The organism is Corynebacterium glyciniphilum AJ 3170 (genome assembly GCF_000626675.1).
In the GTDB taxonomy this organism is placed as follows: domain Bacteria; phylum Actinomycetota; class Actinomycetes; order Mycobacteriales; family Mycobacteriaceae; genus Corynebacterium; species Corynebacterium glyciniphilum.
Genome location: NZ_CP006842.1, coordinates 1,009,693 through 1,028,736, shown reverse-complemented (window position 1 = coordinate 1,028,736; position 19,044 = coordinate 1,009,693). Strand labels below are relative to the sequence as shown.

The 19,044-nt window shown below is 66.8% G+C and carries 13 protein-coding genes; 4 read left to right on the top strand and 9 right to left on the bottom strand.

Annotated features, from left to right (window positions below):
* Nucleotides 1-30 precede the first annotated feature (30 nt).
* Complete coding sequence (locus CGLY_RS04770) at nucleotides 31-1,515, top strand: zinc-dependent metalloprotease (protein WP_038546769.1); 1,485 nt, start codon at nucleotides 31-33, stop codon at nucleotides 1,513-1,515.
* A 6-nt stretch (nucleotides 1,516-1,521) separates the two neighbouring features.
* Here the strand turns inward: CGLY_RS04770 and CGLY_RS04765 are convergent, their stop codons facing one another.
* A complete protein-coding gene (locus CGLY_RS04765) occupies nucleotides 1,522-2,106 on the bottom strand; it encodes a M48 metallopeptidase family protein (RefSeq protein ID WP_038546766.1) in 585 nt (194 codons plus the stop codon).
* A 99-nt stretch (nucleotides 2,107-2,205) separates the two neighbouring features.
* On the opposite strand from CGLY_RS04765, the gene CGLY_RS04760 reads away from it, so the two are divergent.
* Entirely contained in the window at nucleotides 2,206-3,072 is an 867-nt protein-coding gene (locus CGLY_RS04760) for a TOMM precursor leader peptide-binding protein (protein ID WP_038546762.1), read from the top strand.
* Between the two features lie 38 nt (nucleotides 3,073-3,110).
* Here CGLY_RS04760 and CGLY_RS04755 read toward each other — a convergent pair whose 3' ends face one another.
* From CGLY_RS04755 to CGLY_RS04725, 7 genes are all read right to left on the bottom strand, one after another.
* On the bottom strand, nucleotides 3,111-5,246 hold the full coding sequence (locus tag CGLY_RS04755; protein ID WP_038546759.1) for an ATP-dependent DNA helicase UvrD2: 2,136 nt from the start codon (nucleotides 5,244-5,246) through the stop codon (nucleotides 3,111-3,113).
* A gap of 69 nt (nucleotides 5,247-5,315) precedes the next feature.
* A complete protein-coding gene (locus CGLY_RS04750) occupies nucleotides 5,316-6,389 on the bottom strand; it encodes a potassium channel family protein (protein ID WP_038551389.1) in 1,074 nt (357 codons plus the stop codon).
* Entirely contained in the window at nucleotides 6,386-9,958 is a 3,573-nt protein-coding gene (locus CGLY_RS04745; protein WP_227590379.1) for a UvrD-helicase domain-containing protein, read from the bottom strand. The genes CGLY_RS04750 and CGLY_RS04745 overlap by 4 nt, the downstream gene beginning before the upstream one ends.
* Nucleotides 9,959-13,363 (bottom strand): ATP-dependent helicase, encoded by a 3,405-nt coding sequence (locus tag CGLY_RS04740; protein ID WP_052539681.1) that lies wholly within the window; start codon nucleotides 13,361-13,363, stop codon nucleotides 9,959-9,961.
* 3 nt (nucleotides 13,364-13,366) lie between these two features.
* Complete coding sequence (locus CGLY_RS04735; RefSeq protein ID WP_052539680.1) at nucleotides 13,367-14,389, bottom strand: TIGR02569 family protein; 1,023 nt, start codon at nucleotides 14,387-14,389, stop codon at nucleotides 13,367-13,369.
* Nucleotides 14,390-14,460: 71 nt separating this feature from the next.
* The gene (locus CGLY_RS04730) at nucleotides 14,461-15,477 is read right to left on the bottom strand and encodes a DUF3152 domain-containing protein (protein WP_052539678.1); all 1,017 of its coding nucleotides are present in this window, start codon (nucleotides 15,475-15,477) and stop codon (nucleotides 14,461-14,463) included.
* 122 nt (nucleotides 15,478-15,599) lie between these two features.
* Entirely contained in the window at nucleotides 15,600-15,833 is a 234-nt protein-coding gene (locus CGLY_RS04725; protein WP_038546756.1) for a DUF3107 domain-containing protein, read from the bottom strand.
* 92 nt (nucleotides 15,834-15,925) lie between these two features.
* On the opposite strand from CGLY_RS04725, the gene CGLY_RS04720 reads away from it, so the two are divergent.
* Together CGLY_RS04720 and CGLY_RS04715 are read left to right on the top strand one after the other, a co-directional pair.
* Nucleotides 15,926-17,218, top strand: a complete 1,293-nt coding sequence (locus tag CGLY_RS04720; protein WP_407080804.1) for a DEAD/DEAH box helicase — start codon at nucleotides 15,926-15,928, stop codon at nucleotides 17,216-17,218.
* Nucleotides 17,215-18,519 carry an Rv3212 family protein gene (locus tag CGLY_RS04715; RefSeq protein ID WP_038546750.1) on the top strand — a complete coding sequence of 435 codons (1,305 nt, stop codon included), beginning with the start codon at nucleotides 17,215-17,217 and terminating at the stop codon, nucleotides 18,517-18,519. Before CGLY_RS04720 ends, CGLY_RS04715 begins: the two co-directional genes overlap by 4 nt.
* On the opposite strand, the gene CGLY_RS04710 is transcribed toward CGLY_RS04715, so the two are convergent.
* Nucleotides 18,507-18,956: a hypothetical protein gene (locus tag CGLY_RS04710; protein WP_038546747.1), complete on the bottom strand. Its 450-nt coding sequence runs from the start codon at nucleotides 18,954-18,956 to the stop codon at nucleotides 18,507-18,509. The genes CGLY_RS04715 and CGLY_RS04710 overlap by 13 nt on opposite strands.
* Nucleotides 18,957-19,044 lie beyond the last annotated feature (88 nt).

The window sequence follows — 19,044 nt, the reverse complement described above, 5'->3', positions numbered from 1 at the left end:
AGCACGGAAGCACGCGGGTACGCTCGTGGCATGAGCAATTTCGGATTCGGTTTCAACGGTCCTGACGATGAGTCCGACGACGAGCGTCGACGGCGGGAGAACGAGAACGGAAACTCCGGGAACGATCCGTTCGGCTTCGGAGCCAACCCGTTCGGCATGTTCTTCGGCCCCCAGGGTGGCCAGGGGGGTCAGGGCGGCCAGCAGGGACCGGGTCTGGGAGACATCCTCGGTCAGTTCGGCTCAATGCTGAGCGGCTTCGGTAAAGACATGAACTCACCGGACGCGCAAGGGCCGGTCAATTACGCCCTCGCCGAGCGGATCGCACGCCAACAGCTCTCTGGCAGCGCGGCGAAGAGCCACCCCGCCGCAAAAGACAGCCAAGCCGTCGCCGAGTCCGTGCGGTTGGTGGAACTCTGGCTGGACGAAGCCACCACCCTCCCGGCCGGGGCCACGGGCTCCGTCGCTTTCACCGGGTCCCAGTGGTTGGACGAGACTCTCCCACGGTGGAAACGGGTCATCAATCCACTCGCCGAGAAACTGGGCGATGCAACCATGGAGGGGATGCCGGAGGAGATCCGCTCCCAGATGGGCCCCATGATGGGCATCTTCAGTCAGGTCAACGGCATGAATTTCGGTATGCAGCTGGGCCGCGCGCTGGGTGAGTTGGCCGGCAGTGTCGCGATGTCCACCCAATGGGGTATCCCGCTCGCAGAAGGCTCAGTCGCCGCCATCGCCACCGACCGGCTCGACGATCTGTCGAAGAAGCTCGGCGCCGAACGCCGGGAGACACTGATCTACCTCGCCGCCCGCGAAGCAGCTCACCTGCGGCTCTTCCAGCATGTTCCGTGGCTGGTGGAGCGGGTGATCCTCGATGTCGAGGAGTTCGCCACCGGTCTGAGCCTGGACAATTCCGCTCTCGAGGAAGCCAGTCAGGAATTCAATCCGGAGATGCTGGGCGACCCGGAGAAGCTCCAGGAGATGATGTCACAGCTGCAGAACTCCGACCTCTCCCCCACCATCGTCTCCTCCACTGATCACGCCCGCGTCCGACTCGAGACCAGCCTGTCGCTGATTGAGGGGTGGGTCGACGTCGTCGTCGGTGAAGCACTGGGCGAGCGGCTTCCCGTCGCGTCGAGCATCGGTGCCGCCTGGTCGGTCTACCGTGACAACGACCAGCCCGGGATGGAGTCCCTGGTGAAGACGGTGGGAATCAGCCTCTCTGCCCCGAAGGCCTCCGAGGCCGCTGAACTGTGGCGACGACTGACCGTGGCCGTAGGCATCGAACGCCGCGACGACGTCTGGAACCACCCCGACTTCCTTCCCGTCGACAGCGACCTCGATTCACCCGCCGGATTCATCGACTCCATCCTGGCTTCCCAGGAGGACGTTGACGGCTTCGATCCGATCGGCGAGATCGAGCGCCTCGAGCGTGAGATCAACAAGGGGTTCGACGCGCCGGAAGACAGTGACAACGACGACAACAGAGACGACGACGAGAACCGCGACGACAAGTAGTCGTAGTCAGTCCACGTCACCGGAGTCGTCGTCCCGTCCGACGCCCCACCGTCCATAGGCTTCCAGGTACCCCGCAGCGCGTTCCGCCTGTGGGGCTTTCGCCGCCCACGCGTGAAAATCAGGTCCGTGGTCCGGAATCCAGGTATGCACCAGCTCATGGATGATCACTGAGTCAAGGACATAGCCGGGAACCTCCTTCAGCCGGTCAGAGACCCGTATCCGGCCGGAGTCGACCGAACAGCTGGCCCATCGCCGTGTCATGTTCCCCACCCAGCGCACGCTCCGGAACTCTGCACGTCCTTCCAGGTACTTGTCGTTGAGTTCCGCCGCACGCAGCATCAGGTCATCGTCGGATGCCTGGCCCGCCGCAGCACTGTTACGCCGCCTCACCCGTTCGACCAGGTCAGAGGTGCTACGGCGCAGATTCGTCGCATCCATGGACATCGGGGCGAGCACGATCACTCTCCCCCGCTCCATCCTCCCGGCGATGGTGCGCTCGCGACGGGCGGACAACCGGATCTCGACATCCGGGGCGAAATCATCGACGACCTCGAGTTGAGCCCTTGTGGGGGTACGTCGCCGTCCTGCCATGTGTCACCTTCCGTGGTCTCGTCGACCCGCTGCACAGTGGCGGAGCGCAGGCTACACTGTGCGTGTCGAGAGCTTGTGTGCCAGTCAGGGGGATTTTACATGACATCGACCGTTGTCGGGGGCGACAACATGGTGATACTGAGGGACGCCACCTCGCTGATCCTGCGCTCCCCACACCACCTCCAGTTCGGGACGTTGCCGGGACACTCTCTGGTCCTCACGATGCCGACCGGGGTCTCAGCCAACCAGGTCATGCTCGTCCTCCGGGAGACGATGCGACCTGTCGCGGCGGGCGAGCTGGTGACGCGGCTCGGGTACTGTGGCTTCACCGCCGAGCACGCCGCCGGCGTCGTTGATGACCTGAGGACCGCCGGTCTCCTCCGGCCTGTCCCCGCCACCGGCACGACAGTCCATGTCACCGGCCCAGCCGCCATGGCCTCCACCGTCCTGCAGGACCTGATGCGCCGCGGCGTCACCGCCGCCGCAGTCACCCCCGGGGCTCCGGCCTTCGGACGGTTGGGGCCCTCGTCCCTGGTGGTTCTCGCCGGACAGTTGTTCCCGCCGCAGGACGTCACCCATCGGCTCATGGTCCAGGGAGTACCACACCTGCCCTGTGGTGTGGTCGACGGCAACGTGGTGGTCGGTCCGCTGGTTCGTCCGGGAGACACACCGTGTCTGACGTGCCTGGACACCCAGCTCCTGGGGGAAGACCCTGACTGGCGGCTCATCCGCGCCCAGTCCCCCGGCAGCGTCGGTCGCCCGGGGTCAGGGATGACCGAGGTCGCGTCGGCCGTCGTCGCCGACGTCGTCCGGGATGCGCTGGGGCCCGGGATGTCACTGTCAGACTGGACACCGGAGGGACTGGGCACGCGACGGTTCCTCGATCCGGTGGATCTGACCACGTCGAGGACCCTTCCGTTGCGTCTCCCCGGATGTCCGTCGTGCCAGGCGGCTCCTGCGCGGTGAATTCGGGGCCGGCCTGTGCACACCTGTTCTGACTCAGCTCAGCGGAAGTTACGGATGATGCCGAGGATGTCCTCCCCGAACTGCTCGACCTTCATCGGACCGATCCCCGGCACCTGGACGAGCTCCTGCGCCGTGGTCGGTGCCCGGTGGCAGACCGCACGCAACGTCGCGTCACTCATCACGACATAGGCGGGGACGTCACGCGACTTCGCCATGGTGCTACGCCAACTACGCAGCTCGGTGACCAGAACCTGGTCGATGTCCCCGGCGTGGGCGTCACACAGCCCGAGGATGCGCTGTTCCGGGGTGGTCAGGCGAGCCCCACAGGTGTCACAGGAATCCCGTGGCTTCGACTTCGAGCCTTTCTGACCCGCGGTCGACTGCCGGGCCTTCTGTTCCGCAGCACGTTCTGCCTCCCAGGGGACCATGCCGTCGAGGAAACGTGTCCGGCGCCGGGTCGCCTTGCCGCCAGGCTGCCGGGCCTGTGACCACGACAGGTGAAGATGTTCCCGGGCACGGGTGACCCCGACATAGAGGAGCCGGCGTTCTTCCTCGATCGCATCCTCTGAATGCGAGCCCTTGAGTGCGTGCCGGATGGGAAGCGTCCCGTCGACGAGGCCCACAAGGAACACCGCGTCCCATTCGAGCCCCTTCGCCGCGTGGATACTGGCCAGGGTCACGCCCTGCATCCGGGGTGGATTCTTCGCCTGGGCGCGTTCCTTGAGCAGCCCCATCAGCCCCGGAAGGTCGAGCCCCGGTGTGGTGGCCGTCAGTTCACCGGCCAGATCCGCCAGAGCACTCAACGACTGCCACCGCTGACGTTCCTGGGCACCCTCGGGCTCGGCCGGGGTCAGGCCGACGGGCAGCAGGACGGCCCGGACCTGGTCGACAAGGTTCCCCGTGGACTGGTCCTGCGATCCATCCTGGGCACGTGCCTGCACCTTTCGTGCCGCCTGACCGAGCGCCTGCACCGCCTGTCGGATCTCAGCGCGCTGAAAGAAGCCGTCGCCCCCCTTGACCTGGTAGGCGATACCCGCCTGGTCGAGAGCATACTCGAAGGCCGCCGACTGGGCGTTGATGCGGTAGAGCACCGCGATCTCCGCAGCAGGCACCCCCTGCTTGATGAGCTCAGCAATGCGACGGGCCACGTCGTCGGCCTCGACGGTCTCGTCCGGGTACTCGGAGAACTCGGGATCCGGGCCTGGTGGTCGCTGTCCCTCCAGGACCAGGCGGGTGCCTGCCGCCCGGCCCTTGGCCTGACCGATGACCCGGTTCGCCAGATCGACGACCTGCGGCGTGGAACGGTAGTCGCGGTGCAGGCGGACCGTGGTGGAGTCAGGGAACCTCGTGGAGAACCTCAGCAGGTGGTCCGGGGTCGCACCGTTGAAGGAGTAGATCGTCTGGTTAGCGTCGCCAACGACCGTGAGATCGTCCCGGTCACCGAGCCAGGCGTCCAACAGCCGCTGTTGCAGGGGCGTCACGTCCTGGTACTCGTCGACGACGAACGTGCGGTAACGCTCCCGGAACTCATCGGCGACACCGACCTCCGACTCGAGCAGACCTGCCATGGACTGCAGGAGATCATCGAAATCGAGCAGCACCCGGTCCGGCGTGGCCTTGGCCTGCTCGTACCCCTCGAAGATCTTCACGAACTTCTCGGGCTCGACCGGGCAGTCCCGGCGGTCCGGGCCGATATGTGACGGGTAGGACGTCGGCGCGATCAGCGACGCCTTGGACCACTCGATCTCACCGAGCAGGTCGGCCAGCAGCGTACGGTCGGGTTCAAGCCCGACGGCGCGGGTGATCCTGGCGACCAGTGGGAACTTGGAATCCAGTAGTTCCCAGGGTGTGTCGCCCATGACCTTGGGCCAGAAGTAGCGCAACTGGTGCATCGCCGCCGCGTGGAACGTCTTCGCCTGCACCCGAGCCACACCCATCATGGTGAGCCGCTCCCGCAGTTCTGCCGCCGCCCGGTTGGTGAAGGTCACCGCCAGGACGTGGTCGGGGTTGACGAACCCCCCGGACACCAGGTGGGCGATGCGGTGGGTAATCGTCCGGGTCTTGCCGGTTCCGGCTCCAGCGATGATGCTCACCGGACCACGGGGAGCGGTAGCCGCCCGGAGCTGTTCGGGGTCCAGTGCATCCAGGTTGAGCTGGTCGAGTCGTCCTGACACGGTTGGTGTTCTCGCCTCCGTCGGGTGAAGTGGTTCAGGTCAGTGGGTGTCAGTGGGTGTCAGTTGGTTTCAGTTGGTGTCGGGGCCACCGGTGATGCGGCGGATGTAGAGCAGCCTGTCGCCAGGTTCCACGGTTTCTGCCTCCGAGGAATCGACCCGGTAGAGCACGCCCGACCGCACCACACCGAGGACGATGTCCTCGAGATTGCGGGGGTTGCCGCCCACCTCGTCCTCCCCGACCACCCGCTCAGCGACAGAGAATCCTTCGTCCGGACTGAGCAGATCTTCCATCATGCCGGTCACCGACGGGCTGACGGTGGCCAGTCCCAGCATGCGCCCGGCGGTCTCGGAAGAGACGACAACGGAGTCCGCTCCCGACTGTCGCAGCAGGTGGGAGTTCTCCGACTCCCGGACCGAGGCCACGATCGTCGCCGAGGCGGCGATCTCCCGCACCGACAGCGTGATCAGCACGGCCGTATCGTCCTGGTTGGGTGCCACGACCACGGCCCTGGCGCGGGTCACACCCGCCAGCTTCAGGACGTCCGAGCGCGTGGCCTGCCCCTGGACAGTGACCAGACCCCGGGAGGACGCGTGGGTGAGCGCCTCGGGGTCAGAGTCGACGACGACGATCTGCGAGGACGGTACGCCGTCGGCGAGCAGTGCGGTCGTCGCCGCCCGGCCTTTGGTCCCGTACCCGATGACGACGGTGTGATTGCGCATGTGCCTTCTCCAACGGCGGATCTGCAGGGTCTTACGGGATTCCTCGGTCAGCACCGACAGTGTCGTGCCGACCAGGAGGATCAGGAAGATGACCCGCATCGGTGTGATGACGAGGATGTTGACCAGCCGTGCAGACTGGGTGACCGGTGTGATGTCACCGTAGCCGGTCGTGGACAGGGACACCGCTGAATAGTAGACAGCGTCGAGGAAGGTGACCACGCCGGTATAACCGTCCCGGTCGATGTAGACCACGGCCGAGGAGACGAAGATCAGAGCGAGGGCGTAGATCATCCGTCGACTGATCAACCACCACGGACTGACCGGCGCACTGGCCGGGATGTTGATGATCTTGATCAGTGACCGTGGTGGGAGGGCGTCGATGTCCGAGTCGGACCGGAACCGGTCTCTGAGCCTGTCATTCACCACTGCTGCCCCTCCCTGTCTCCGCTACCCTCTGCACCGTCGCCGTGGTCCTGACCGATCAGTGCGGCCAGTTGCGCTGATGTCGGCAGTGTACCCGGTTCATAGGTCTCATTGGCGAGCACGTAGTGGAAGGCGGCCCGGACCGACTCCGGAGGCACCGGACGTCCCAGTCGGACCGACTGAACTTTCGCCCACGCCAGACGGTAGACGGCCAGTTGCAGCTCGGCGGAGGCGAGTTCAGCACCACTGGGGCGGCGTCCCGTCTTCCAGTCGACGACGAACCACCCGTCCCCGTCCCGGAACACAGCGTCGATACGTCCCTCGAACACGTGACCGGCGAGGGTGACGGAGTAGGCTCCTTCCACGGTCTCGGGTGTGCGCTGCGCCCACTCGCTGTCGAGGAAGCGTTGCTTGAGATGGTCCAGCGCAGGGTCGGTCAGGGTCGCGTCTGCGGCGCCGGGCAGCTCGTCCTCGTCGAGGAGGCTCGCGACGCCGTACTGCTTCTCGACCCAGTTGTGGAACGCGGTACCCCTCTTCGTGTACGGGCGCGGCTCCATCGGCACCGGACGCCGTCGGCGTCGGGCGAACTCGGCACGGTCGCGAGACAATGAGACCGCTTCGGTCGCAGTGAGACGGGTGCCCAGCGGAACGACGACCTCGGGGACAGCACCGGCACGGTACTCGTCAATCAGCACGCTGGTCTCCTGCTCCCACTGGTCCGCAAGCGTGCCTGCGTCCGGGGCGCGTCGGCCCGGCTCCTCGGCGGCGATGCCTGCACGCGCCGCCCGAACCCTCCGGATGCCGTCCGCCACGGCCGCTGCCCCCTCCCGCTCCGGATCTGTGAGGACGGGACGCGGCCACACCGCCGTCGGCGCAGCAGGCGCGTCACGGTGCACCTCGGCGATGAGATCATTGCGTGCGGCCGGGTTGTCCGGCACCATCACCTGGTCTTCCCGGTGGTGCGGGCCGTTCTCCAGGCGCCGGAGCTCTGTCTTGGAGTATTCCATGCCCAGGTCAGACCAGGTGACGATGGACTCCGGGTGACTGGCCCTGGCACGGTCGCGCAGAAGGGTGAGCGCAACCGAGGGGTCCACGGGCTTCTTGTCGGCGTTGTTGAACGCCGCCCCACTGACCAGGAGGGTCTGTTCGCTGCGGGTGACTGCGACGTAGAACAGGCGGTCGTCCTCCTGCGCACCGTGCACACCGAGCTCGACCTTGAACCTGTCCTGCGCCTCAACCACGCCCTTACGGTCCTCGACATCGCTGAGATCGAGCACCGGTGCACCGGTGACGTCGTCCGGACCAGTGGCGGCGTCCCCGCGCAACCCTGACGGCAGGATCCGTGCATTGGTCGTCCAGGACGTCACGCCGGGACGTTTGACGGCGTCGGCGTAGGTCTTCCGGGTGGCGTGGGGGACGGCGACGATCTCCCACTCCAGCCCCTTGGCCTTGTGCACGGTGAGCAGCTGGACGCAGTCGGTCCGCACCTCCACTTCCCCGGGATCGAGCCCTTTCTCCCTGGCGGAGGCCGAGCGCAGATAGTCGACCAGGGCAGCAGGGCTCGATGCGCTGAGTTCGGAGAACGACCGGACGACCTCGGCGAACTTGTCGAGGTGACTGGTGCCGATCGACCGGTCGGTACTGCGGTGGTAGCGGGTCAGGACTTCGGTGCGGACCCCGGTCATGTTCTCGATGTCGGCGACGAGGTCCGTGAGCGGTTTCGCCAAGGAATGCCGCCGTAGGAACCGCAGTTCCCGCCCGAGTTCGCCGAGACGTCGGGCGCCCTCGGTGGACATCCCGAAGTCCTCCATACCGCGCAGGTCAGCCAATGCCTCGGCCAGGCCGACCGACACTCTGTGACTGTCGCGGTCGATCTCGGCGAGTCTGCGGCGCACGGTCGCCAACGCCGGGGAGTCACCGGCCTGCTCAGTGACCAAGGCGGTGAAGCCGCTCGCCCCGGTCGACTCGTCCGAGGATACGGCGGCGTCACCACTGACCGCGCGGCCGTCCCGTCGTGAGAGCTGGTCGACGCGTCGGGCTAGAGCGAGTACATCGGCCGCGCCGATGTTCCAGCGCACCCCGGTAATCAGCCGGAGTACGGCAATGTCGTCACCGGGGTCGACGAGGACCCGGAGGGTGGCGAAGACGTCTGCGACCTCGGGGACGTCGAGCAGCCCGGGCCCGGCCGTCATGTCGACGGGAACGCCCCTGGCACGCAACAGGTCATGGATCGGTTGAGCGTCGGCGTTCTTCCGCAACAGGACAGCGGCGGAGAACGGTGCGCCACCGTCCGCCTTCTGTTCCCGGTGCTCCCGGTAACGGGCCGCCAGGTCATCGGCGAGCCAGTCGAGTTCCTCTTCACGGGTGTCGAACCAGCCGAGCTTCACCTCCCCGGTGCCGGCCCCGGGACGCGCCGACAGCGGCGACACCATAGGGCTGTCGGTGTTCATCGACCACCGCGACACCGTGTTCGCCAGGTCCAGGACCCGCGCGGGATTACGCCAGGAGGTGGTGAGTTCGAGTGTCGGTGCGGGACCGGTGGCGGTCGGGAAATCAGTGCGGAAATGGGCGAGGTTGGCGGCGGTCGCACCGCGGAAACCGTAGATGGACTGCATCGGGTCGCCCACAGCGGTGACGGTGAGTGCGGGATCAGTGCCATTGCCGAAGAGGTTCTGCAGCAGCACCCGTTGGGCGTGGCCGGTGTCCTGGTACTCGTCGAGCATCACAACCCGGAAACGGCGGCGCTGCGCCTCTCCGACACGGTCATGGGACTGGACGAGCTGGGCCGCCTTGGACATCTGCTGTCCAAAGGTCATCAGGTTACGTTCACTGAGGGTGTCCCGGTAGGCGGCGACCAGGCCCAACAGTTCCTGACGGTAGGTCAGGGCACCGTTGATCGCCTCCAGAGTGGTGTCGACGCCCTTGAGCGCCTTGCCGTCCCGGTCGGGCAGTCCGTCGATCTCCGCAGCGGTGACACGACATTCCTCGGCGACCCGGTCGGCACCGACGAGGTGGTTGTCCATCTCGTCGGAGAGGTCCAGCATGTCGTCAATGATCGACGGCAGTGACCGGGAGGTGGTGAATCCGGTCGGCCAGTCGCTGACGACGTCGCGGGCGATCATCCACCGTTCCGTGTCGGAGATGATGCGCCCGGCGGGCTCCATCGGCAGGAGAAGGCCGTATTCGCGCACGACCGATCCGGCGTAGGCGTCGTAGGTGGACACCGTGGGGATGATGTTGTGCAGCGCCTCATGGCGGGGATCGTCCACGGGGAGGGTGTCGAGAAAACCCGAGTCGGCCAGTGTCTGCAGCCGGCGGCGGATCCGTTGTCCCAGTTCCCGCGCCGCTTTCCTCGTGAACGTCAGCCCGAGAACCTGTTCCGGGGCGACGAGTCCGTTGGCGACGAGCCAGACGACGCGTGCCGCCATCGTCTCGGTCTTTCCTGCACCCGCACCGGCGACGACAAGCGTCGGTCCTGGATCCGCTCCGATGACGGCTGCCTGCTGCGGTGTGGGGCCGAACTGCTGGCCCAGCATCATCGACAATTCGTTCGGGCCGATCGTGCCCACCTAGATCACCTGCTCCCCTGCCCGGCAGGCCGGGCACAGACATGCGTAGTCGGAGGATTCACAGTTCTCCGCGGTCGCCCGGAACACCGGGCCGGTCACTCTAGTGGCGGCATCGACGGCCAACGCCCGGAACTCCTCCAGCTCCTCGGTGCTCATGGCTGCCTGTTGCAGCACCGTGACGGTGGTGGTGTCGCGGCGGGGGTATACCAGCATCGCTCCGTCAGCGGTCATGCCTGGTTCCCCGTCGATGAGCAGCTGGTAGGCGGACAGCTGCCGGCTTTCCGCAGCCTCCTTCTTCGTCTTCGCGCTGCGTCCGGTCTTGAAATCGACGACCGTCGACCGGCCTGCTGCGTCGGTCTCGACGCGGTCCGCCCGTCCGGCGAGGACGATCGGCAGTCCGCCGTCGGTGGTCCCGATGCGTCGCTCGAGCGTGCGCTCCACCTCCACCGTTCTGCCCAGCCCCTCCCGTTCGAGGATCCAGGTGTAGAGACGGTCCACCGCAGTGAGACAACTGTCCGTCAGCGGGGCGGCCGTCCACGACGGACCGTCAACGAGGTACGGGACAGCGTCAGCGACGATGTCACGGGCGTCGTCATAGCCGAGACCGTTGGCGAACCCCTCGGCAACAGCATGGATGAGTACGCCGACCTTCATCTGTTCGGTGGACGCCCCTCCTGTGAGGCCACGGAGGAAGGCCACGGTGTCGCAACCGTCGTCGAGGGACTCCAGGGTGGTGGGGCTGATTCGGACGGTGGGCGCGGCGTCCCCGCGGGGTGGAGCGACAGCCGGGCCGGTGGTCGACGGTGGTGCGATCCCCCACCACTGATCAGGGTTCGCACCGTAGACACCGGCCTCCGCCAGCCGGGCAAGATTGTGTGCCGCCGCATCGCGTTCATGGCCGGCGCGGTTGCCGTCACAGACGACATCGCGGAGTTCGGCGATCAACGGTTCCAGAGCCAGCACCCTCGGCAACGCCGGGGCCAGAGCAGACGCCAAGGACGACGCCATGGACGACACAACGGGACCAGCCGCGGGCGACGGCTCTGCGGTCGCCGTCGTATCCTCCGGACGGCCTTCCGGCTCCGCTCCGGCTGTGGCGGCATCCTCGATCTCCTCGAGGAAACGCGAGGGGACGCTGGTGTCGTCACCTGCGGAGTCAACGGCGGTCACCAGGGTGCGTATCCGCGCTCGCGACACCGCCAGGAGGAACAGGCGTCGCTCCTCAGACAGCGCAGCGGCCGCACGGGACACCGGGATGTGCGGTGAGATCCCACGGTCGATGAGATCGACGAGCTCCTGCTGTCCGAACAGTCCCCCCACGGTCGGCCCCGCCGGCCAGCTGTCTTCCTGGACCCCTGCCACGACAACCACACCCCACTGCCTGCCCGCGGCCGCGTGGGCGGGAAGGATCTCGACGGCGTCCGGTCGTACACCGCGTCGGTCGCGCCCTCCGGTGGGCAGTTCCTGGGACCTCACGTCCTCCAGGAAAGTCTCCAGGGTGACCGTGGGCGTGCGTTCCACGACATCGCCGGCAAGGTCGAACAGGCTCATGACGGCGTCGAGGTCACGGTCTGCCTGCGATCCGAGGGTACCGCCGCGCAAGGCCTGGACCTGGAGGGAACTGGAGAGGTCCGCGGCCTGCCAGACCGCCCAGAGCACCGCCTCGACAGGTGACGTCGCCGTCTTCTGATCCAACGCAGCCCGTCCGGCCTCGATGACCTGGGTGACGCGCTCGATGACCTGCTGTTCGCGAGGTCCGAATCGGCTGGTCCAGAGTTCTCGTTCCTCGGCGTCTGCCTGCCCCGTGACGATCGCGGTCACCGCATCCATCGCCCGCATCCCGGTGCCGGTCAGCAGCGGGGCGACCGCACGTTCCACGCGACGCAGCATCACCGGATCAGCCCCTCCGATGGGGCTCTCGATGAGTTGCTGCATCTCAACGCCACTCAAGGGGCGCACGAGTGCGTCGAGCGCGAGCAGAATCACCCTGACCAACGGCTGGTCCGCCAGGACAACACTGGTGGGGTCGACTTTGACGGGTACTCCGTGGGAGAGCAATGCCCGTCGCAGGACCGGGATGTCTGCGGTCGAACGCACGACGACGGCGATGTCGTCCCACGGCACGCCTTCGATGACATGTGCCCGCCTGATCTCGTCGGTGACGACGAGGGTATCTGCCGTCCGGGACGGGGAACGCCGCACCGCCAGTCCGGCAGGCCCCCCGGCAGTCTTTCCCTCGCGCACCGTCACCCGTGTCGGCTGGGCAGGCAGACGGGTCTCCAGGAGGTTCACGGCCGCCACAAGCCCCCCGGGCAGACGGTGTGAGCGGGAGAGCACGACCCGTCGGTCCTCATCGGCGGCGATGCCGGTAAGGAAAGTTTCATCCGCGCCACGGAAATGAAAGACACACTGGTCCGGATCCCCGGCGACAAGGCTACGGACGCCAGGGACCATGAACCGGGAGATGAACTGGCCCGATGCCGGGTCAAGGTTATGCGCGTCGTCGACGAGTACGAGCCGGATCGTGCCACGATGCCGCTCCAGGACCTCCGGATGCTCATCGAGGACAGCAAGGGTGGTGTGCAGCAGTTCGGAGGCATTGAGGTTGTTGGTGGCTGACAGTGCCTGGATCTGTCCGTACTCACGGAGGAAATCCCCGGCAGCCGACCACATCGGCTCGTCGTACCGGGCACCGAGCTCGGCCAGGGCTGTTGCGTCGACCCCCCGCTCGGCCGCGCGCAGCAGGAGATCACGGAGCTGGCGTGCGAACCCCACCAGCGGCAGTGCCGGACGGATGTCCTCGGGCCACTGGCCCGTGCCGTCCTCGGCATGACCGCGGAGAAGGGTGCGGATCTGGAGATCATGCTCCGCACCCGTCATCAGGCGGGGCTGTGCTGCCCGCGCCGCCTGATCTTCCTGGGCGACGGCACGCAGAAAGGCGAAGGCCCACGAGTGCACGGAGCGCACCATTGTTCCGGTGGTGGCGTAGTCGTCCCGGGACCGTACAGCGTCAGCGATCTGGTCACGCAACGCTCCGGCAGCCTCCTTCGACGGTGCCACGACCATGACCTCGTCCGCGGTTCCCCCACTGTCGAGAAAATCGACGACCGTGTCGACGAGCAGTGAGGTCTTGCCGGTGCCGGGCCCACCCAGCACGGAGTACGGCAGGCGGGTGTCCAGCCTCTCGTCGCCGGACACCAGCGCCGACGCCAGGCCGTCCCACTGACGGGGTGTCGCGGGCTCTCCGGCACTGTCAGCCTGCGTGCCGGCAGTGTCAGTGTCAGTATCCAGGCGCACATCCACGGTTCCCGCCGAACCGATGCGACGCCGGAGCTCTGCGTCCTCCCTGGCGTCCTGTCTCGAACGACTCGTGGCCGTGCTGTCTGTCCCTGTGCCGTCGGCCACGACTCAGTTCCCCCGGGGGCCCTGCTCCAGCGGAGCATCAGCACCCGTTCCATCTGCGGAGTCTGCAGAGGCATCGTCCACCGGCATCGCCCGGCGCACTCCGCCGACCCTGGCCGCGACCACGTCACTGACCCGTGACAGCCCCGGCCAGGCCTGCGGCAGGGTTCCCGGCACCGCAGCATGGGCGAACAGGCGGAACATCACCGCGCGCAGCAGGAGCTGGTCGAAGTCCTGCAGATGGGACCATCGGTCGAGCAGACCGTCCTCGGCATTCGCCCAGGCGATCGCATCGACGACGAGGAGGGCGACAGACCATCCCGTGGGGCGCCAGGCAGGCACGAAGTCCACAATCGCCGGATCCGCGTAGCCGTCATAGACGGTGCACCCCAGTGCATCACCGTGGACGAGCTGGTCCGGGGCAGTGACTGCCTCTCGGAGGAGCATCAGACCGGTGGCTTTCTCCATGGCTGCGGCGACATCGTCCCGCGGGACGACGGTCAGGTCCATGACCGGCATGAGCAGATCGGTAGGGTCATCAGCCCACGCGGCCGACTCTGCCACGGCGAAAAGCTCCGTCTCGCTCAGGACCCGTTCCTGAACGGCGGCGCCGGACAACCGCGACGCCGTGTCCAGGAACGGTGGGCGACCCTCCCCCTGCATCGCCTGGTCAAGCGCCTCGTTGAACCGCAGGACACTGGCCGCTGTCTCGTCGAACCGGGGAGCACGGTGACCGGAGAGGAATCCGCGGGCCGTCCACCCGCCGACGGCGTACCGGCCGTCAGTCGACCGCAGTGGCCGGGCGACGGAAACACCGGCGGGACGTACTCGGTCCATCATCTGAGCCGTCCAGGTCGCCCGAGCACGGTCCTCGGAGGGCACCAGCACAGCACGGTCACAACGCCACCCGTCGCCCCACGCACCACCGAGTTCCACCGGTGTGGCCTGGGACACCTGGAAACCTGCCCTGATCGCCGCCGGTGGAGCGGCCGCGGGAACAGATGCATTCGGCGTGGAGTTCTCGATCATGGCTACACACTTTAACCCGCGATCCGGACAGTTCCCTGTGTCCGTTCGAACACGCAGGTCACCCGGGACACTCAGTCCCGGACGTCCACCGGGTCCCCCTCACTACGCCCGTGCGGGTACGGCCAGGAATTGGGGCGGCATGTCGCGTCCCGTCCTGCCTCCCCGTACTCCGCACCGGCCTCGAGATCCTCGAGTTCGCCGTTGTTGAGACTCAGAGTCTGCTGCATCATCACCGGTGCAAGAACGCCGTCCTCCGGGCACACCTGATGCCGGGCGAACCCCAGCCCGTGGCCGACCTCATGGTTCAGGAGGTACTGCCGGTAGGAGCCGAGGTCGCCCTCGAACGTCGTCGCCCCACGGACCCACCGGGCGGCATTGACGACGACGCGTCCGGCTGCCGCTGCCCCCCGTCGCTCCCCCTCGACGTCCGGCCCACGGACGAAACAACTGGTCTCCAGCTCAATCTGGGCACCACACACCTCCCGTGTCGTCTCGGGGCTGGTCAGGCGGATCCTCAGGTCCGGCGCACGCCGGTCAGTGACGCTGACATGCCGGAAGGCGAAGGTACCGTCTGAGATCCAGGACCGCGGATCAGACAGCGTCGCGTCCACAGCCGCAGCAAACGCGTCCCCACCCCCGAATGAGGAGACGTCGAGCCCGTTCTCGACCTCCACAACGAAGCTGTAGGTGTCTGCGTCATCCCTGTCCGGGTCGCCGGCGGTCATTCCCGCTGACCCGACACCGCGGTAGTCCCCGTCACCCCGCGCCGTCACTGTCCCCCCGGAGGGCAGTTCGCCTACACCGCCCGCGTCCGGCGCGTCACCGGGCACGGGGCCGTCCTGCGGTTCGTCGGCAACATCCTCCGACGCACCTGCGTCCGACACCTCCGAGACGCCCGAGAGGTCTGCCGTGTCGTCTTTTCCCCCGGCAACCACGAGCTCCGCGACAACGGCGACGGTGAGCAGGAAAACCAGGGCTCCACCGGCGCTGAGCCACCGGCGACGGCGTAGCTGACGCTGCCGGAACTGTTCCGCCCCACGGGTCTGCTCAGTGGCACCAGGGGCTGTCCCCCCGGTCGATCTGGGCATACTGAAGCGCTCCCGGCGAATCTGCCCGTCTTCTCGCCCCGGTCGGGGCGTGGGGTCGTGGGGGGATCCGTCGGAAGGCATGCAGTTTACTCGGCTGTGTCAGATGAATCAGATGGGCCGGCTCAGATAAACCCGACCGGACGCTGTGCCGAGGAACCGACCTCCACGTAAGCCACCTGGTTACGCACGATGACGAACACCGACCCCTTGTTGTCTTTGAGGGTCAGGGTGCTTGCCGAGCCGGCCTCCTCCGAGGTGAGGAACTTCTCCACCTCTGCCACGACTGCGTCCTGCTCATCTGCACTGGTGATGACGAGATCGCGGGGGTTGTCGACGAATCCGACCTTGATGTCCATAGGGTGCCTTCAGGCCTTTCTTTCTCTCTCGCATTGCGATGACTGTAACGTGGACCATCATAGCGACGAACGAAGATAAGACGATGGAGGGGATGACGCCCGTGGTGCGACCAACGTTCCGGGATCTCGGTGTGGCCGCCGAGATCGTCGATGCGCTCGAGGAAGACGGGATCGCGGAGGCTTTCGCGATCCAGGAGCGCACTCTGCCGCTCGCCCTGGTCGGCAAGGACCTCATCGGGCAGGCGCGCACCGGGATGGGAAAGACCCTGGGATTCGGCATTCCTCTACTCGACAGGCTCTTCGACGATGCCGCGGTCAGCGAGCTCGACGGCTCCGTCCGCGGTCTGGTCGTGGTTCCCACCAGGGAACTGGGCATCCAGGTGGCAGGCGACCTCGCCGCGGCATCCCGGCACGTCACGGCTGCCGGACGTCCCTTCACCGTGACGACCATCTACGGCGGTGTGCCCTTCGAGAAGCAGATCGCCGCGCTGGACGGCGGGACCGACCTCGTCGTCGGCACGCCCGGCCGGTTGCTCGACCTGTCGCGTCAAGGGCACCTCGACCTCTCCCACGTCGAGGTCCTCGTGTTGGACGAGGCCGATGAGATGCTCGATCAGGGATTCCTCGACGATGTCAAGAAGATCATGGCGCAGACCGCCGAAGAGCGGCAGACAATGCTCTTCTCCGCGACAATGCCGGGGCCGATTGTGGCTCTGACCCGGGAGTTCATGAACCGCCCGGTTCTGATCCGTGCAGACCTGGACGACGCCCGCGCTACCCACGTCACCACCCGGCAGACAGTGTTCCAGTCCCACAAGCTCGACCGGATGAGCGTGCTCGCCCGGATCCTGCAGACACCGGGTCGGGGACGCACAATCGTGTTCGCCAAAACCAAACGCCAGGCAGCCATCATCGCCGGGGACCTGGCCGAACTCGGTTTCGACGTCGGCGCCGTCCACGGGGACATGCGGCAGAAGGACCGCGAGAATTCACTGAACGCATTCCGGGAAGGGCGGGTGAGCGTGATGGTGGCCACCGACGTCGCCGCCCGCGGCATCGACGTCGACGACGTCACGCACGTGATCAACTACCAGGTCCCCGAGGACGACAAGACCTATGTGCACCGTATCGGCCGCACGGGACGCGCGGGACGCTCCGGCGTGGCGGTCACCCTGGTCGGGTGGGACGAAGTGACCCGTTGGAGGGCCATCGACGAAACCCTGGACCTCGGCCGGAATAACCCACCACAGTGGTTCTCGGGGTCCCCGGAATTTCTCGCCGAGTTCGACCTTCCCGACGATGTCCGGGACCGTGTCGGGCCGCCACGTAAGGTCCAGGGGTCGGCATCGGCGACAGCACCGGCGAAGAGGAAGCCGCGGCAGTGAACCGGCTCCGTCTCCAGCAGGGCGGCAGAGTTCCCACTGAACAACGGTCGCGGACCGATCTGATCGTCACCGCACTGATCACGGTTACCGTACTGCTCCTGGTCCTGGGGACCTGGTTCTTCTCCGATTCCCGGGGTACATCCCGTACCGAAGCAGGCCCCGGTGAGGCCGTCGCGGCACCGTCGGCAGCCGATGCACCGCCGGAGAACCTCGACGAGATCTGGCGCACGCATTCGCTCCCGTCCGACTCCGGTGAGCCTGTCCTGGTGGACGGGACCGCCGTCGTCCGTGACGGTGACCGGGTGAGCGGTGTCTCCGTCGACGATGGTCAGGAAGCATGGAGTTACAGCCGCGACCGCGAGCTCTGTGGTGTCGCGGGTAACTGGGGGCGTGTCGTGGTTGTCTACCGCGGACCGAAAGGGTGCTCGGACGTCACGTCCCTCAGCGCCTCCACCGGCCGCTACCAGGACACCCGCTCCGCACTCGGCAGTACGGATGTCCGGTTCTTCCGCTCCCTCGACCACATTGGTGTGATCAGCGACGACCGGGCGGAACTGTGGCGTTCTGACCTCGTCCGTACGGTGGAGACCGGACACGTCGAGGCTCCTGTGAAGGCGGACGTGCAGCCGTTGGACGGATGCCGGTTCACGTCGGCACAGACCCGCAAGGACCTGCTCGCCGTCCTGGCCGACTGTGACCGTGAAGACGGCAAAAGCACCGTCAGCCTGCAGGTCGCCGATCCAGAGGAATCGAGTGAACCCGAGACGACTCACGAGTTCACCGTCCCGCCGGACGCGGAGCTGGTCGGGATCGCCCAGGAAGCTGCAGTGATCTACGTGCACGGCAACGGCCGTCGCGCCGCGGACGCCGATGACTACGCAGGCAGCAGATTCCAGGTCCTGCATTCCGACGGATCATTTGACCAGCACCCTGCTGACCCGTCACCCACGCTGGCTCACCTCGCCGACGGCAAAGGTGATGACCCGTTCACCGCCGCGACCGGGGACCTGCCGCACCACATGACGTGGTTCAACGGCGACCGCCTCATCGGATTCGGGCCGACCAACCTGGAACCGCGTTTCTCTGTCCCCGCGCTCGGCTCCGGGGCTGCCATGGCAGGATCACTCCTGGTGCCGGTGCCTGACGGCATCGCCGTGGCCGACTGGGACACCGGTTCCGTGGAACGCACCGTACCTGTCGACCGCGGAGACTACGACGGCCCGGTCAGTCTCCGGGTGCAGGGCGACGTGGTCGTCGAGCAACGCGGCGACGACATGGTCGCACTACGTCAACGGCCGTAGCGTCGGGCCGCCCATTCCACCGCACTGGGGTTGAACATCAGCGCCAGGCCGACGACGCCGAGAGCCGCCGTCGGTGCACCGAGTTCCGGACGCCCGGAAGAGAACATGTAGACCGATATCAGCACGAGGAAAAGCTGCAGCATCGCGACGGGGCCACGCCCCCACCGGCGTCCGGTCGACAGGCACCACCCGGCCACAGCGATGACCCCACCGAAGAATCCGAACCACGCAGCAGTCCCCCACCCGTACCCGATCGACTCCGCCCCCGCACCGGCGAACTGGGCGGTGGTGTCTTCGTCCCCCCGGACCGCGCCGATCACGAGATATACCGCGAAAGCGAGCCCGGCGATCCCCTCTGCCATCCCGATCCAACCAGCCCAACGCACGCTCGGGGGAAGTACAAGTGCTTTACCGTCGTCTGCGCTCCTGGGGCTCATACGGGCAGATTGTACTGGGCGTCAACTACCGTGCGACAACTGGCACAGGCCCGCTACGGACCAAGCTGTCCGTTAACCCACCCTTACC